At 52.7% G+C, this 16,114-nt stretch carries 16 protein-coding genes; 8 read left to right on the top strand and 8 right to left on the bottom strand.

Going from position 1 to position 16,114, the window contains the following annotated elements; all coding sequences use genetic code 11:
• Positions 1 to 24 precede the first annotated feature (24 nt).
• Complete coding sequence (gene trmL, locus ACLD3P_RS14780; protein ID WP_000932335.1) at positions 25 to 498, top strand: tRNA (uridine(34)/cytosine(34)/5-carboxymethylaminomethyluridine(34)-2'-O)-methyltransferase TrmL; 474 nt, start codon at positions 25 to 27, stop codon at positions 496 to 498.
• A 181-nt stretch (positions 499 to 679) separates the two neighbouring features.
• Here trmL and cysE read toward each other — a convergent pair whose 3' ends face one another.
• The 5 genes from cysE to ACLD3P_RS14755 form a co-directional block, all read right to left on the bottom strand.
• A complete protein-coding gene (cysE, locus tag ACLD3P_RS14775) occupies positions 680 to 1,501 on the bottom strand; it encodes a serine O-acetyltransferase (RefSeq protein WP_001112114.1) in 822 nt (273 codons plus the stop codon).
• A 77-nt stretch (positions 1,502 to 1,578) separates the two neighbouring features.
• Positions 1,579 to 2,598 carry an NAD(P)H-dependent glycerol-3-phosphate dehydrogenase gene (gene gpsA, locus ACLD3P_RS14770; protein WP_001076596.1) on the bottom strand — a complete coding sequence of 340 codons (1,020 nt, stop codon included), beginning with the start codon at positions 2,596 to 2,598 and terminating at the stop codon, positions 1,579 to 1,581.
• On the bottom strand, positions 2,598 to 3,065 hold the full coding sequence (gene secB / locus ACLD3P_RS14765) for a protein-export chaperone SecB (protein WP_000003370.1): 468 nt from the start codon (positions 3,063 to 3,065) through the stop codon (positions 2,598 to 2,600). Before secB ends, gpsA begins: the two co-directional genes overlap by 1 nt.
• Positions 3,066 to 3,108: 43 nt before the next feature.
• Positions 3,109 to 3,360 (bottom strand): glutaredoxin 3, encoded by a 252-nt coding sequence (gene grxC / locus ACLD3P_RS14760; RefSeq protein ID WP_001273795.1) that lies wholly within the window; start codon positions 3,358 to 3,360, stop codon positions 3,109 to 3,111.
• A gap of 84 nt (positions 3,361 to 3,444) precedes the next feature.
• Complete coding sequence (locus tag ACLD3P_RS14755; RefSeq protein WP_411006711.1) at positions 3,445 to 3,876, bottom strand: rhodanese-like domain-containing protein; 432 nt, start codon at positions 3,874 to 3,876, stop codon at positions 3,445 to 3,447.
• Between the two features lie 247 nt (positions 3,877 to 4,123).
• On the opposite strand from ACLD3P_RS14755, the gene gpmM reads away from it, so the two are divergent.
• From gpmM to ACLD3P_RS14740, 3 genes are read left to right on the top strand one after another with little or no spacing between them, the layout of a single operon-like run.
• Positions 4,124 to 5,668, top strand: a complete 1,545-nt coding sequence (gpmM, locus tag ACLD3P_RS14750; RefSeq protein ID WP_080210349.1) for a 2,3-bisphosphoglycerate-independent phosphoglycerate mutase — start codon at positions 4,124 to 4,126, stop codon at positions 5,666 to 5,668.
• Between the two features lie 33 nt (positions 5,669 to 5,701).
• Entirely contained in the window at positions 5,702 to 6,961 is a 1,260-nt protein-coding gene (gene envC, locus ACLD3P_RS14745) for a murein hydrolase activator EnvC (protein WP_058814511.1), read from the top strand.
• Between the two features lie 3 nt (positions 6,962 to 6,964).
• Entirely contained in the window at positions 6,965 to 7,927 is a 963-nt protein-coding gene (locus ACLD3P_RS14740) for a divergent polysaccharide deacetylase family protein (protein ID WP_001135510.1), read from the top strand.
• Here the strand turns inward: ACLD3P_RS14740 and ACLD3P_RS14735 are convergent.
• The 3 genes from ACLD3P_RS14735 to kbl all read right to left on the bottom strand — a co-directional run bounded on the left by ACLD3P_RS14735 (position 7,914) and on the right by kbl (position 11,673).
• Positions 7,914 to 8,948 carry a glycosyltransferase gene (locus ACLD3P_RS14735; protein ID WP_000798190.1) on the bottom strand — a complete coding sequence of 345 codons (1,035 nt, stop codon included), beginning with the start codon at positions 8,946 to 8,948 and terminating at the stop codon, positions 7,914 to 7,916. The genes ACLD3P_RS14740 and ACLD3P_RS14735 overlap by 14 nt on opposite strands.
• A 493-nt stretch (positions 8,949 to 9,441) precedes the next feature.
• Positions 9,442 to 10,467, bottom strand: a complete 1,026-nt coding sequence (gene tdh / locus ACLD3P_RS14730; RefSeq protein ID WP_131046734.1) for an L-threonine 3-dehydrogenase — start codon at positions 10,465 to 10,467, stop codon at positions 9,442 to 9,444.
• 9 nt (positions 10,468 to 10,476) lie between these two features.
• Complete coding sequence (kbl, locus tag ACLD3P_RS14725; protein WP_001213790.1) at positions 10,477 to 11,673, bottom strand: glycine C-acetyltransferase; 1,197 nt, start codon at positions 11,671 to 11,673, stop codon at positions 10,477 to 10,479.
• A 202-nt stretch (positions 11,674 to 11,875) separates the two neighbouring features.
• Here kbl and rfaD point away from each other — a divergent pair, with 202 nt between their 5' ends.
• Genes rfaD through rfaL form a run of 4 tightly spaced genes read left to right on the top strand, consistent with a single transcriptional unit; the run spans position 11,876 to position 16,064 of the window.
• Positions 11,876 to 12,808, top strand: coding sequence for an ADP-glyceromanno-heptose 6-epimerase (rfaD, locus tag ACLD3P_RS14720; protein ID WP_000587771.1), 933 nt, complete (start codon positions 11,876 to 11,878; stop codon positions 12,806 to 12,808).
• 2 nt (positions 12,809 to 12,810) lie between these two features.
• Complete coding sequence (rfaF, locus tag ACLD3P_RS14715) at positions 12,811 to 13,857, top strand: ADP-heptose--LPS heptosyltransferase RfaF (protein WP_023213299.1); 1,047 nt, start codon at positions 12,811 to 12,813, stop codon at positions 13,855 to 13,857.
• Positions 13,857 to 14,810, top strand: a complete 954-nt coding sequence (gene rfaC, locus ACLD3P_RS14710; RefSeq protein WP_001264614.1) for a lipopolysaccharide heptosyltransferase RfaC — start codon at positions 13,857 to 13,859, stop codon at positions 14,808 to 14,810. Before rfaF ends, rfaC begins: the two co-directional genes overlap by 1 nt.
• A 39-nt stretch (positions 14,811 to 14,849) precedes the next feature.
• Positions 14,850 to 16,064, top strand: coding sequence for an O-antigen ligase RfaL (gene rfaL / locus ACLD3P_RS14705; RefSeq protein WP_131046733.1), 1,215 nt, complete (start codon positions 14,850 to 14,852; stop codon positions 16,062 to 16,064).
• Positions 16,065 to 16,114 lie beyond the last annotated feature (50 nt).

The following is a 16,114-nucleotide window of genomic DNA, read 5'->3' as shown; positions in this document are numbered from 1 at the left end:
GCCCCCCGCATTTAAGGGGGCATCATGCTTAACATCGTACTCTTCGAACCAGAAATCCCGCCGAATACCGGCAACATCATTCGTCTTTGCGCCAATACCGGCTTTCGTCTGCACATCATCGAACCGATGGGGTTTACCTGGGATGATAAGCGCTTACGCCGCGCAGGGCTGGACTATCACGAATTCGCCGCGGTTCAGCGCCATCACGATTATGCCGCCTTTGTCGCCGCTGAAAACCCGCAGCGCCTGTTTGCGTTGACGACAAAGGGGACGCCCGCCCATAGCGCCGTAAGCTATCAGGATGGCGATTATTTGATGTTTGGCCCGGAAACGCGCGGCCTGCCCGCCAGCATTCTCGATGCGTTGCCTAAAGAGCAGAAGATTCGCATTCCGATGATGCCGGATAGCCGTAGCATGAACCTGTCGAATGCGGTGTCGGTGGTGGTGTATGAAGCGTGGCGCCAGTTAGGATACCCCGGCGCGGTATTGCGCAGTTGATTTGTGCGGATGGCGGCTGACGCCTTATCCGGCCTACATTAATATTGATAATATTCGTTTCGAGCGTTATCGGCGCAGCCAGATTGGACACGGACTGCGCTTGTCTACCTGAGCGTACACGCAATACAAGAGGATGACGAGCATAGCCCAGGTTCAATATGGCAAGTAAGATAGCTCGAAATCAGATGCCGTCGCCATACTCAAACGTATGATGTAGCCCGTTGAAATGCTGATCCATATCCATCGACGGCTTATCGCTGCCAGGCTTGCCGACAATACGCGCCGGAACGCCTGCGGCGGTAGTGTGCGGCGGGACAGGCTGTAAAACGACGGAACCTGCGCCAATTTTCGCGCCGCGCCCCACCTCGATATTGCCAAGAATTTTCGCGCCCGCGCCAATCATCACGCCTTCGCGGATTTTAGGATGGCGATCGCCGCTCGTTTTCCCGGTACCGCCCAGGGTGACGGATTGCAGAATCGACACATCATCTTCAATAACCGCCGTCTCCCCCACCACAATACCGGTGGCATGGTCGAGCATAATCCCGCGGCCAATTTTCGCTGCCGGGTGAATATCCACCTGAAACGAGACCGAAACCTGATTTTGCAGGAAGATAGCCAGCGCGCGGCGACCTTTATTCCACAACCAGTGACCAATGCGGTAGGCCTGTAGCGCATGAAAGCCTTTCAGATATAACAGCGGCGTGGAGTATTTATCCACCGCCGGATCGCGAGTGCGCACGGCCTGAATATCGCAGGCTGCCGACGCGATCATTTCCGGGTCGGCGGCATAGGCTTCTTCAACTACTTCACGGATAGCGATAGCGGGCATGATGGGCGAAGCCAGTTTATTTGCCAGCATATAGCTCAGCGCACTGCCCAGATTTTCATGCTTGAGTAGCGTGGCGTGATAAAAACTGGCCAACATAGGCTCACAGTCAGCTAAAGCGCGGGCTTCAGCTTTAATATTCTTCCAGACGATTTCCAGTTCTTCACACGGCATGGCTTACTCCAGACGGGCAGAAAACGACCAACCCGTTCTGTGCGGGTTGGGTCGTTTATGCAAACAGTTCCTTACGGCTAGTGGCGACTCAGCTCTTCCTTGCGGGCGCGACCTAATAACGTTAATGCTGCCTCGCGCGCGTTTTTTCCGCAATACAATACTTGATAAATTTCCTCGGTTATTGGCATTTCAACACCAAAACGGTGCGCCAATTCACGAACTTCTTTCGTATTGCGATAGCCTTCGACCACCTGGCCAATCTTATCCTGCGCGCCTTTAACGTCCATGCCCTGGCCAAGCATCATGCCAAAACGACGGTTGCGCGACTGGTTGTCGGTACAGGTCAGCACCAGATCGCCTAAACCCGCCATCCCCATAAAGGTGGCGGGATCGGCACCAAGCGCTGCGCCAAGCCGCGACATTTCGGTCAGCCCACGTGTGATTAGCGCCGTGCGGGCGTTCGCGCCGAAGCCGATGCCGTCAGACATCCCCGCGCCAATCGCAATCACGTTTTTCACCGCGCCGCCAAGCTGCACGCCGATAAAATCCGCATTGATATAGACGCGAAAACTTTTTCCGCAGTGCAACAGTTGCTGGAGATCGTCGGCAAAGGTCTCATCGGTTGAGGCCAGAGAGATTGCCGTCGGCAAACCCGCCGCCAGCTCTTTAGCGAACGTCGGACCGGAAATCACCGCCAGCGGGATTTGATCGCCTAACGCCTCTCGAGCGACATCCTGCAACAGGCGCCCCGTTTCCGCTTCCAGGCCTTTGGTCGCCCATACCAGACGCGCATCCGGACGCATCAGCGGTTTAATCTGCCGCAGCACGTCGCTGAAAACATGGCTTGGCACCACCACCAGAATGTTACGACTGGCCGCCAGCGCGGTTGCTAAGTCGCTTTCCAGGTGTAACGTATCGGGAAAAGGCACATCGGGAAGGAACGCGACGTTGCAGCGATCGTGCTCCAGGGTCGCGATATGTTTTGGGTCGTGGCCCCACAGGACAACCTGGTGGCCGTTTCTCGCCAGAGTGATGGCAAGAGCGGTGCCGTACGAGCCGGCACCGATGACTGTCATTGACGCATTACTTTGGTTCATCAGGCATCCTGATGTTCTTCAGTACCTTCGCCAGCCTGCTGCTGCAAATAGTTCATGAACAGCGCATCAAAGTTGACCGGCGCAAGGTTCAGTTGCGGGAACGTACCGCGTGAAACCAGGCTGGTGATGCACTCGCGAGCATACGGGAACAGAATGTTCGGGCAGTATGCACCCAGGCAATGCGCCATCTGAGTACCTTCAATACCGCTGATGGAGAAAATACCGGCCTGCTGAACTTCGCACAGGAACGCGGTTTCTTCCCCCAGGGAAGCCGTTACGGTAACACGCAGCACAACTTCATAAACGTCATCCGCCAGTTGGGAAGATGCCGTATCAAGATCCAGTTTAACCTCTGGCTGCCAATCTTTCTGGAAAACATGCGGTGCGTTTGGCGCTTCGAAAGAAACATCCTTGGTATAGATACGTTGGATCTGGAAAGCCATTTCAGTGTTATTTTGTTCTGACATGTGTAAAACCCTTTAGTGTTGTCCTTAAATACTTGAGTACGCCTTAACGCAACAGCGGATCCAGTCCACCACGCGCATCCAGCGCATACAAGTCGTCACAACCGCCAATGTGCTGTGCATCAATAAAAATTTGCGGAACCGTCGTTCGGCCACTACGTTTGATCATCTCTTCACGCTTCACGGCGTCGCCGTCAATCGCAATTTCCTGGAAACTCACGCCCTTGCTGTTTAACAGCGCCTTTGCACGATGGCAAAACGGGCAGGTTGCTTTGGTGTAGATTTCAATATTGGCCATGACTTCGCTCCTGTTTTTTACCCGATGGATTTCATGTCGACGCAAGGGCAAGTCATTCCCCTTACGTCATGAAAACGACGGGTATCACTTACCGCGCACCAGAGGCAGATTCTCGCCGCTCCAGCCTGCTACGCCTTCTTTCAACACAAAGACCTTTTCAAAGCCGACTTTTGTCAGCGCGTTAGCGGATTCCTGGCACTGCATACCAGAACCGTCGACCACGATAATCGGCTTGTCTTTGTGCTTTTCCAGTTCGCCAACATTGTTGGCTTTGATTTCGCTCGGCAGCAAATTGGTCGCGCCAGCGATATGGCCTTTACGGAAATCGTCACGTTGACGTAAATCCACAACAACGGCGTCCTCTTTGTTGATAAGGCGCGTGGCTTCGCCGCGTGTAATCACCTTAACTTTTGAAGTCAGACCTTTGAACGTGGTAAATAAAACCGCCACCAGTAACGCAATCCAGGCGATACTCAGTATGGGATGACGGCCAACAAATTGCATAATTTCTTGCATGGGGGGTAACAACTCCCGACGTAGTGATTAAAAAACCAGGAAAGGAGTATACCTGTGCAGTGGCGCAAATACAGCCAGAGCGTGCACTGGAATGCATTTTTGCGGGGCGCTACGAAAAAAAATCACGCTATTACTTGCCTTCTCACGCCAGCGCGATCCCTTTCTTTGATCTTCTGAGGCTATTTTATCGATTCAGCTGTAGTAAAATTACGCAATTATTTTGTCTATTGAGTATGAGGTTGTCGCAATGTCGGTTTCTAAAAAACCTATGGTACTGGTGATTCTGGATGGCTACGGCTACCGTGAAGAACAGCAGGATAACGCTATCTTAAACGCCAAAACCCCGGTGATGGATGCTCTGTGGGCAAAACGTCCGCATACCCTGATCGACGCATCCGGTCTGGAAGTGGGTCTGCCTGACCGCCAGATGGGCAACTCCGAAGTGGGCCACGTTAACCTGGGCGCAGGCCGCATCGTTTATCAGGACCTGACGCGTCTGGACGTTGAAATTAAAGAACGTACTTTCTTTGCTAACCCAGTCCTGACCAATGCGGTAGACCAGGCGAAAAACGCCGGTAAAGCGGTTCATATTATGGGTCTGCTGTCCGCGGGCGGCGTCCACAGCCACGAAGATCACATTATGGCGATGGTGGAACTGGCCGCAGAGCGCGGCGCAGAAAAAATCTATCTGCACGCCTTCCTCGACGGTCGCGATACGCCGCCGCGCAGCGCTGAAGCCTCGCTGAAAAAATTCGAAGACAAATTCGCCGCGCTGGGCAAAGGCCGCGTGGCGTCTATCGTCGGTCGTTACTACGCTATGGACCGCGACAACCGTTGGGATCGCGTGGAAAAAGCGTATGATCTGATGACCCTGGCTCAGGGCGAATTCCAGGCGGATACCGCTGTGGCTGGCCTGCAGGCCGCTTACGCTCGTGATGAAAACGATGAGTTTGTCAAAGCGACCGTTATCCGCGCCGAGGGCCAGGCTGATGCGGCGATGGAAGACGGCGACACGCTGATTTTCATGAACTTCCGCGCTGACCGCGCGCGCGAAATTACCCGCGCTTTCGTTAATGCTGATTTCGACGGCTTTGCGCGTAAGAAAGTGGTTAATCTGAACTTCGTGATGCTGACCGAATACGCCGCCGACATCAAAACTGCCGTTGCCTACCCACCAGCCTCGCTGGCGAACACGTTCGGCGAGTGGATGGCGAAAAACGATAAAACCCAACTGCGTATTTCCGAAACGGAAAAATATGCGCACGTAACCTTTTTCTTTAACGGCGGCGTAGAAGAACCGTTTGCTGGCGAAGAGCGCATTCTGATCAACTCCCCGAAAGTGGCCACTTATGACCTGCAACCGGAAATGAGCTCTGCAGAATTGACTGAAAAATTGGTCGCGGCGATCGAAAGCGGTAAGTACGACACCATCATTTGTAACTATCCAAACGGCGATATGGTCGGTCATACCGGCGTGATGGAAGCCGCCATCAAAGCGGTGGAAGCGTTGGATAACTGCATTGAACAGGTAACAAAAGCGGTTGGGTCCGTTGGTGGACAACTGTTGATTACCGCGGACCACGGCAACGCGGAGCAGATGCGCGATCCGGCGACCGGTCAGGCGCATACCGCCCACACCAACCTGCCGGTGCCGCTGATTTATGTCGGCGAGAAAAACGTGAAGGCGGTCGAAGGCGGCAAACTTTCAGACATTGCGCCTACCATGCTGTCGCTGATGGGGATGGAAATCCCGCAAGAGATGACTGGTAAGCCGCTGTTCATCGTGGAATAATCCCTCCCCATGAGGGGAAAGGCGATTAACACCATTCAACAGGCCGTGAAACCAAGAACGTTTTCAGTCAGGCCTTTGTTCTACGCCAGCGTACTTAGCGCTGGCGTATTGTTGTGCGCCTTTTCCGCCCACGCGGATGACCGTGATCAACTCAAATCTATTCAGGCCGATATCGCCGCGAAAGAACGCGACGTACGCCAGCAGCAGCAACAGCGCGCCAGCCTCCTGGCACAACTGAAAGCCCAGGAAGAGGCCATCTCGGCCGCAGCGCGTAAGCTGCGCGAAACGCAAAGCACTCTGGATCAGTTAAACGCGCAAATTGATGAGATGAACGCCTCAATTGCCAAACTGGAGCAGCAAAAAGCCAGCCAGGAGCGTAATCTTGCCGCGCAGTTGGACGCCGCTTTCCGCCAGGGCGAACACACCGGCATTCAGCTTATTCTTAGCGGAGAAGAAAGCCAGCGTGGGCAACGCCTGCAGGCCTACTTCGGCTATCTGAACCAGGCGCGCCAGGAGACTATCGCCGAACTGAAACAGACTCGCGAACAGGTCGCCACACAAAAAGCCGAGCTGGAAGAGAAGCAAAGCCAACAACAAACGTTGCTGTATGAACAGCGCGCTCAGCAGGCGAAGCTGGAGCAGGCGCGTAATGAACGTAAGAAAACGCTTGCCGGACTGGAGTCGTCTATTCAGCAAGGCCAGCAACAGTTAAGCGAACTACGCGCCAACGAATCACGCCTACGCAACAGTATCGCGCGGGCGGAAGCGGCGGCCAAAGCGCGAGCGGAGCGTGAAGCCCGCGAAGCGCAGGCGGTACGCGATAAGCAGCAGGAAGCCTCGCGTAAAGGCAGCACCTATAAGCCGACGGAAAGCGAGCGTTCGCTAATGTCCCGCACCGGCGGTCTGGGCGCGCCTCGCGGTCAGGCATACTGGCCGGTACGCGGCCCGATATTGCATCGCTATGGCGAACGGCTGCAGGGTGAGCTACGTTGGAAGGGGATGGTGATCGGCGCGTCGGAAGGCACCGAAGTCAAAGCCATCGCCGACGGCAGGGTGATTCTGGCGGACTGGCTGCAAGGCTATGGCCTGGTGGTGGTCGTGGAGCATGGTAAAGGCGATATGAGCCTTTACGGCTATAACCAGAGCGCGCTGGTCAGCGTAGGCGCGCAGGTGCGCGCCGGACAACCTATCGCCCTTGTGGGCAGTAGCGGCGGTCAGGGCAGACCCTCGCTTTATTTCGAAATTCGTCGCCAGGGTCAGGCCGTCAATCCACAGCCGTGGTTGGGAAGATAAGTTTTGCCTCAGTTTCGTCGCTCCATTCTCACGCTGGCCACTTTGCTGGCGTTTGCACATCCCGTTTTCGCTGGCAAGCTCGCCATCGTGATTGATGATTTTGGCTATCGCCCGCATACGGAAAACCAGGTTCTGGCGCTGCCGCCAAACATCTCCGTCGCCGTGCTGCCCAACGCGCCGCACGCGCGCGAAATGGCAACTAAAGCGCACAATAGCGGGCATGAGGTGTTAATCCATCTGCCGATGGCGCCGCTAAGCAAACAGCCGCTGGAGAAGGATACGCTGCGACCAGATATGAGCAGCGATGAGATCGAGCGCATTATCCGCGAGGCGGTAAACAACGTGCCGTATGCCGTCGGGCTTAATAACCACATGGGCAGCGCAATGACTTCCAGCCTGTTCGGTATGCAAAAAGTGATGCAGGCGCTGGAACATTACAATCTCTATTTTCTCGACAGCATGACGATTGGCAATAGCCAGGCGATGCGCGCGGCATCCGGTACGGGTGTGAAAGTGATCAAGCGCAAAGTGTTCCTCGACGATACGCAAAACGAGGCGGATATCCGCCGTCAGTTTAATCGCGCTATCGAACTGGCCCGTCGCAACGGTTCCGCTATCGCGATTGGACATCCGCATCCCGCAACGGTTCGCGTGCTGCAACAGATGGTTTATCGCCTGCCGGCGGATATCACCCTGGTACGCCCAGGCAGCCTGCTCAACGAACCGCAGGTAGATACGTCCCGACCTGATTTGACACCGCAGAAAATTGACGCGCCGCGCAATCCCTTTCGCGGCGTGAAGATGTGCAAGCCGAAAAAACCGCTGCAACCGGTCTACGCTACGCGCTTTTTCAGCGTCATCGGCGAGAGCATTACGCAAAGTTCCGTGGTTGCCTGGTTTCAGCACCAGTGGCAAGGCTGGGGGAAAATCGCCGCGCCTAAAAACGTGAGCGCTAAGACAGATTGAGCGCCTTACGGGCCATACGACGGTGCGACAAGGTTTTGTCGCGCCATTGCCACAGCCGGAAAGACCAGAGCAGCGTCTGATAAGCCGCTTTCGCGCTGCGGACGTTAGCCATCATTCGTCTATACATGCCAGAAGTAAAAATTTCGGCAATCATACGCTGGCGGGTCAAAATATCAGGCTCTTTACGTACCGCATGACAAACGCGTAACGCTTCCCAGGTAATTTGCTGGCGAAATTCCGGGTAAATCGGAATACGACGGGCATAATCACGATTGAGCTTTTCTAATAACCGCGTAATTTTAATATAATGCCGCTGATAATTAAGATTTTTATTGCCTTGTCTTTGCAAACGGCTTACCGAATTATCATGCAGGAAATATTTATATAATGATTGTTCGGTATAACGTACGCGCGTGGCATTAAACATGACTTCCGTCGACCATAATATGTCCTGATGATGTAGTCCGGGAACGAAAGTAATATTATTATCGGTAATTAACGCACGTCGATAAACGCCCATCCAGACAACATGCGTCCAGCGCCGCGAGGCCAGCGCCATACGCAACCAATCCGGTCCGCTTAATACCCCGGTGGAACGCAGACGATCGGTCGGAATAGATTGCCAGGCGTGCCCGGTTTTTCGGACGCACCAGTCCGCATTACACTGCGCAACGTCCAGATCATCGTTAAGCGCCATGGTCATCAGCGTTTCATACATCTTCGGGTAGACCAGGTCATCCGCATCGACAAAGGCAACGTAATCGCCGGTCGCCGCTTGCAGGCCAAGATTACGGGCGACAGATGCGCCAGCATTGGCCTGATGAAGCAGTCGAACATGCGGGTAATGTTCCGCGTAATGTTTTGCTATCTCAACGGAATGATCCGTCGATCCATCATTCACAATAATAATTTCCAGCGCCGACCACGTTTGCGCGATTAACGACGCCATGCAAGCATTAAAATCCGCTCCCGCATTATATAACGGGATAATGATACTCACTTTGGTTTTACTATTTTTCATAACGATTACCAGAAAAACCTTAATTTACCCTGCCTTTATACTGTTGCTCTATTAAGAAACTATTAAGTCGCCATAATTAATTTTTACAGTAAAAAGCAAGCACAAAACTCAGAGTAGAGCGTGACGTTAGCGAGTAAAATAAGAGTAAAGCGCAATTACGAATGCTTGATGTCTATGACAATTCTTTACGGCTTTCCAGATTTTCCCTAACAAAAAAGGTTGGCGAATGACACCAACCTTTTACGATGAAACGTATATCAGACCCGATAAATATCATCGGGTCTCTATACCCTTCATACTTCAAGTTGCTTATGTGTTGGCTACGGATTACTCGGCCCATCCATGGGCCTCGCCCTGACGGGCCGTCGCAAGCGACGTTCAAATCTGCTCCCGGCAGATTTGTCGTTCACCCCAGTCACATAGTTATCTATGCTCCTGGGGCTCACTCCCTTGCCGCCTTTAAGCAACTCGAATTATTTTGGGTATATACATATTAATCCCAGCTCAGAATAACTTTTCCTGACTGGCCTGAACGCATGGCGTCAAAACCTTTCTGGAAATCATCAATAGAGAAACGATGGGTGATAATCGGTGACAGATCCAGACCGGACTGGATCAGCGCCGCCATTTTGTACCACGTTTCGAACATCTCACGACCATAAATACCTTTAATGAACAAGCCCTTAAAGATAACTTTTGTCCAGTCGATAGACATATCTGATGGCGGAATCCCCAGCATCGCAATACGACCGCCGTGATTCATGGTGTCCAGCATGGTACGAAACGCCGGCGGCGCGCCGGACATCTCCAGACCCACATCGAACCCTTCGGTCATTCCCAGCTCCGCCATGACGTCGTTCAGGCTCTCTTTCGCGACGTTGACCGCGCGGGTGACGCCCATTTTACGCGCCAGCTCCAGACGGTATTCATTGACGTCAGTAATCACCACATGACGCGCGCCGACATGTTTCGCCACCGCGGCGGCCATTACGCCGATTGGCCCCGCCCCCGATACCAGTACATCTTCGCCGACCAGATCGAAAGACAGCGCCGTATGCACCGCATTACCAAACGGGTCGAAAATAGAGGCTAAATCATCAGAAATGTTATCCGGGATTTTAAACGCATTGAACGCCGGGATGACCAGGTATTCCGCAAAGCAGCCGGGACGGTTGACGCCCACGCCGGTGGTGTTGCGACACAGGTGAGTACGACCGCCACGGCAGTTGCGGCAATGACCGCAGGTGATATGACCTTCGCCGGAGACGCGATCGCCGATTTTAAAGCCTTTCACTTCCTGACCGATGCCGACCACTTCGCCGACATATTCATGCCCCACGACCATCGGAACCGGGATGGTTTTTTGCGACCAGCCATCCCAGTTATAGATGTGAACGTCAGTGCCGCAGATGGCTGTTTTACGGATTTTAATCAGCAAATCGTTATGGCCGACTTCCGGTTCCGGAACGTCGGTCATCCAGATGCCCTCTTCCGCTTTCAGTTTGGATAACGCTTTCATCTTACATCCTCAGGCAATCACGCCCAGTTGTTTACCAATACGCGTGAACGCGTCTACCGCACGCGTAATTTGCTCAGGCGTATGCGCCGCAGACATCTGGGTACGAATACGCGCCTGACCTTTTGGTACGACCGGATAGAAGAAACCGGTAACGTAAATGCCCTCTTTTTGCAGTTCGCGGGCAAATTTCTGCGCGACAACCGCATCTCCCAGCATTACCGGGATGATGGCGTGATCCGCGCCTGCCAGCGTAAATCCCGCGGCAGACATCTGCTCACGGAACTGCCGGGCGTTCGCCCACAAGCGATCGCGCAGTTCTGCGCCCGCTTCCACCATCTCTAACACTTTAATAGAAGCCGCCACGATCGCCGGCGCCAGTGAATTGGAGAACAGATATGGGCGGGAACGCTGACGCAACCACTCAACGACCTCTTTGCGCGCCGCGGTATAACCGCCGGATGCGCCGCCTAACGCTTTGCCCAGCGTACCGGTAATAATATCTACGCGGCCCATTACGTCGCAGTATTCATGGGAACCGCGACCGTTTTCGCCGACAAAGCCTACCGCGTGAGAATCATCAACCATCACCAGCGCATCGTATTTATCGGCCAGATCACAGACACCTTTCAGATTGGCGATGACGCCATCCATTGAGAATACCCCGTCGGTGGCGATCAGGACATGACGCGCGCCGGCCTCACGCGCCTCTTTCAGCCGCGCTTCCAGCTCAGCCATATCGTTGTTGGCATAGCGATAGCGCTTCGCTTTACACAAACGCACGCCGTCAATGATAGACGCGTGGTTCAGCGCGTCGGAGATAATGGCGTCTTCCGCGCCCAGCAACGTCTCAAACAAGCCGCCGTTAGCGTCGAAACAGGAGGAATACAGAATCGCATCTTCCATGCCGAGGAAGCTTGCCAGCTTTTGCTCCAGCGCTTTGTGGCTGTCCTGGGTGCCGCAGATAAAACGCACGGACGCCATACCGAAACCGTGGCTGTCCATGCCCGCTTTTGCGGCATTAATCAGCTCAGGGTGATTCGCCAGCCCGAGATAGTTATTGGCGCAAAAGTTAATAACGTGGCTTCCATCCGCCACGGTGATATCCGCCTGCTGCGCAGACGTAATAATGCGCTCTTCTTTAAACAATCCTTCCGCCCGGGCGGTTTCCAGATCGTTGGTTAACTGTTTGTAAAAATCCCCACGCATTGCGATTCTCCAGACTGGGCAAATTTCAGCACATATTACCCAAAGCGATACGTTGATACGAGATGACGCGTCATCACTTCTTTAAAATGCAGCATAAATCACGCGTATCCTCACGGGTTATCAGTGAATGGATGAATAGTGTTATGATAAGAGCATTCATGTCTGAGACAGTCTCTGACACCATAATTCAAAGGTTACAGTTATGATCATCGTTACCGGCGGCGCGGGCTTTATCGGCAGCAATATCGTTAAGGCCCTGAATGATAAAGGTATCACCGATATTCTGGTGGTGGATAACCTGAAAGACGGCACCAAGTTTGTAAACCTGGTGGATCTGAACATTGCTGACTATATGGATAAGGAAGATTTCCTGATCCAGATTATGTCCGGAGAAGAGCTCGGCGATATCGAAGCTATTTTCCATGAAGGCGCCTGCTCTTCCACCACCGAGTGGGACGGCAAGTATATGATGGATAATAACTATCAATACTCCAAAGAGCTGCTGCACTATTGTCTTGAACGCGAAATCCCGTTCCTCTACGCCTCTTCTGCCGCCACCTATGGCGGTCGCACGTCTGATTTCATCGAATCGCGCGAATACGAAAAACCGCTTAACGTTTACGGCTATTCTAAATTCCTGTTTGATGAATATGTGCGCCAGATCCTGCCAGAAGCGAACTCGCAGATTGTCGGTTTCCGCTATTTCAACGTCTATGGACCACGTGAAGGCCATAAAGGCAGCATGGCAAGCGTGGCATTTCATTTGAATACACAGTTAAACAACGGCGAAAGCCCGAAACTGTTTGAAGGCAGCGAAAACTTCAAGCGCGACTTCGTTTACGTGGGCGATGTGGCCGCCGTTAACCTGTGGTTCCTGGAAAGCGGCAAGTCCGGCATCTTTAACCTGGGCACAGGCCGTGCGGAATCTTTCCAGGCCGTCGCCGACGCGACGCTGGCATACCATAAAAAAGGCAGCATTGAATACATTCCGTTCCCGGATAAGCTGAAAGGTCGCTATCAGGCGTTTACGCAGGCGGATTTAACCAATCTGCGCAACGCGGGCTACGACAAACCCTTTAAGACCGTCGCCGAAGGCGTCACGGAGTATATGGCCTGGCTGAACCGCGACGCGTAAGTATGAAAATTTTGGTCATTGGCCCGTCCTGGGTGGGCGACATGATGATGTCGCAAAGTCTCTATCGCACGCTTAAAGCGCGCTATCCCCAGGCGATAATCGACGTGATGGCGCCAGCCTGGTGCCGTCCGTTGTTATCGCGTATGCCGGAAGTTAACGAGGCGATACCCATGCCGCTGGGCCACGGCGCGCTGGAAATCGGCGAGCGCCGTAGATTGGGCCATAGCCTGCGTGAGAAGCGCTACGATCGCGCCTGGGTGCTGCCAAATTCGTTTAAATCGGCGCTGATTCCTTTCTTTGCCAATATCCCGCACCGTACCGGCTGGCGCGGCGAAATGCGCTATGGCCTGCTGAACGATGCGCGCGTCCTTGATAAAGACGCCTGGCCGCTGATGGTGGAGCGCTACGTGGCGCTGGCCTATGACAAGGGCGTGATGCGCACGGCGAAAGATCTGCCGCAGCCGCTACTCTGGCCACAGCTCCAGGTTAGCGAGGGTGAAAAGTCGCTGATGTGCAGCGACTTTTCGATATCTTCTGAACGTCCTCTGATCGGCTTTTGCCCCGGCGCGGAATTTGGCCCGGCAAAACGTTGGCCGCACTATCACTACGCCGAACTGGCAAAACAGCTCATTAACGAAGGGTATCAGGTCGTACTGTTTGGCTCGGCAAAAGACCATGAAGCCGGAAATGAGATCCTGGCGGCGCTGAATAGCGAGCAGCAGGCATGGTGTCGCAACCTGGCGGGGGAAACCCAGCTGGAACAGGCCGTCATTCTGATAGCCGCCTGTAAAGCCATCGTCACTAACGATTCCGGGCTGATGCACGTCGCGGCGGCGCTCGACCGCCCGCTGGTCGCATTGTATGGCCCAAGTAGCCCGGATTTCACGCCGCCGCTGTCTCATAAGGCCCGGGTGATTCGTCTCATTACGGGTTATCACAAAGTGCGTAAAGGTGATACGGCGCAAGGCTATCACCAGAGCCTGATCGATATCACGCCGCAGCGGGTTCTGGAAGAGCTTCATTCGCTGTTGTCGGAAGAGGGCGTTTAATGCGGGTTTTGATCGTTAAAACATCATCGATGGGCGACGTATTACATACCCTGCCTGCGCTTACCGACGCGCAACAGGCGATTCCGGGGATTCAATTTGATTGGGTTGTCGAAGAAGGGTTTGCGCAAATTCCGTCCTGGCACAGTGCTGTCGATCGCGTGATTCCCGTCGCTATTCGCCGTTGGCGCAAGGCCTGGTTTTCCGCGCCCATCAAAGCGGAACGCACAGCCTTTCATCGGGCGGTATGCGCATACCAATACGACGCTGTGATTGATGCGCAGGGGCTGGTGAAAAGCGCGGCGCTGGTGACGCGTCTGGCGCATGGGATAAAGCACGGTATGGACTGGAGTACCGCCCGCGAACCGCTGGCCAGCCTGTTTTATAACCGTAAACACCATATCGCAAAGCAACAACATGCGGTTGAACGGACGCGCGAGCTGTTCGCCAAAAGTCTGGGATACGATAAACCGCAGTCGCAGGGCGATTATGCCATCGCAAAACATTTTCTGCATTGCCAGCAGGCGGTTAGCGATCCGTATGCGGTGTTTTTACATGCCACGACCCGCGATGATAAACACTGGCCGGAAGCAAACTGGCGCGAGCTTATCGGCCTGGTGGGCAACACCGGATTACGGATAAAACTTCCCTGGGGCGCGCCTCATGAGGAGGCCCGTGCTAAACGACTGGCCGAAGGCTTTGACTATGTGGATGTGTTACCGCGCATGAGCCTGGAGGAGGTCGCCAGAGTGCTGGCTGGCGCAAAATTTGTCGTATCGGTTGATACCGGCCTGAGCCATCTCACCGCCGCGCTCGACAGACCGAATATTACGCTATATGGCCCAACGGACCCTGGGTTAATTGGAGGTTATGGGAAGAACCAAATGGCATGCTGCTCACCAGAACAGAACCTGGCGAATTTAGATGCCACAAGCGTATTTGGAAAGATTCATTAAAGAGACTCTGTCTCATCCCAAACCTATTGTGGAGAAAAGATGCTAACCACATCATTAACGTTAAATAAAGAGAAATGGAAGCCGATCTGGAATAAAGCGCTGGTTTTTCTTTTTGTTGCTACGTATTTTCTGGATGGTATTACGCGTTATAAACATTTGATAATCATACTTATGGTTATCACCGCGATTTATCAGGTTTCACGCTCACCGAAAAGTTTTTCTCCTCTTTTCAAAAATAGCGTATTTTATAGCGTAGCAGTATTATCATTAATCCTTGTTTATTCCATACTCATATCGCCAGATATGAAAGAAAGTTTCAAGGAATTTGAAAATACGGTACTGGAGGGTTTCTTATTATATACTTTATTAATCCCCGTACTATTAAAAGATGAAACAAAAGAAACGGTTGCGAAAATAGTACTTTTCTCCTTTTTAACAAGTTTAGGGCTTCGCTGCCTTGCAGAGAGTATTCTGTATATCGAGGACTATAATAAAGGGATTATGCCATTCATAAGCTATGCGCATCGACATATGTCCGATTCCATGGTTTTCTTATTTCCAGCATTATTGAATATTTGGCTGTTTAGAAAAAATGCAATTAAGTTGGTTTTTTTGGTGCTTAGCGCTATCTACCTTTTCTTTATCCTGGGAACCCTATCGCGAGGGGCATGGTTGGCGGTGCTCATAGTAGGTGTTCTGTGGGCAATACTGAACCGCCAATGGAAGTTAATAGGAGTTGGTGCCATTTTATTAGCCATTATCGGCGCTTTGGTTATCACTCAACATAATAACAAACCAGACCCAGAACATTTACTGTATAAATTACAGCAGACAGATAGCTCATATCGTTATACTAACGGAACCCAGGGCACCGCATGGATACTGATTCAGGAAAACCCGATCAAGGGCTACGGCTATGGTAATGATGTGTATGATAGTGTTTATAATAAACGCGTTGTCGATTATCCAACGTGGACCTTTAAAGAATCCATCGGTCCGCATAATACCATCCTGTACATCTGGTTTAGTGCTGGCATATTGGGTCTGGCGAGCCTGGTCTATTTATACGGCGCTATCATCAGGGAAACAGCCAGCTCTACCTTCAGGAAAGTAGAGATAAGCCCCTACAATGCTCATCTTTTGCTATTTTTATCTTTCGTCGGTTTTTATATCGTTCGTGGCAATTTTGAACAGGTCGATATTGCTCAAATTGGTATCATTACTGGTTTTCTGTTGGCGCTAAGAAATAGATAAAAAAAACGCGCTGATACTTATTACGGTATCAGCGCGTTTTCCATCGTCCG

This window comes from Salmonella sp. 741265073_HBA, assembly GCF_046569105.1.
In the GTDB taxonomy this organism is placed as follows: domain Bacteria; phylum Pseudomonadota; class Gammaproteobacteria; order Enterobacterales; family Enterobacteriaceae; genus Salmonella; species Salmonella enterica.
This window is presented reverse-complemented; position numbering and strand designations above follow the sequence as displayed.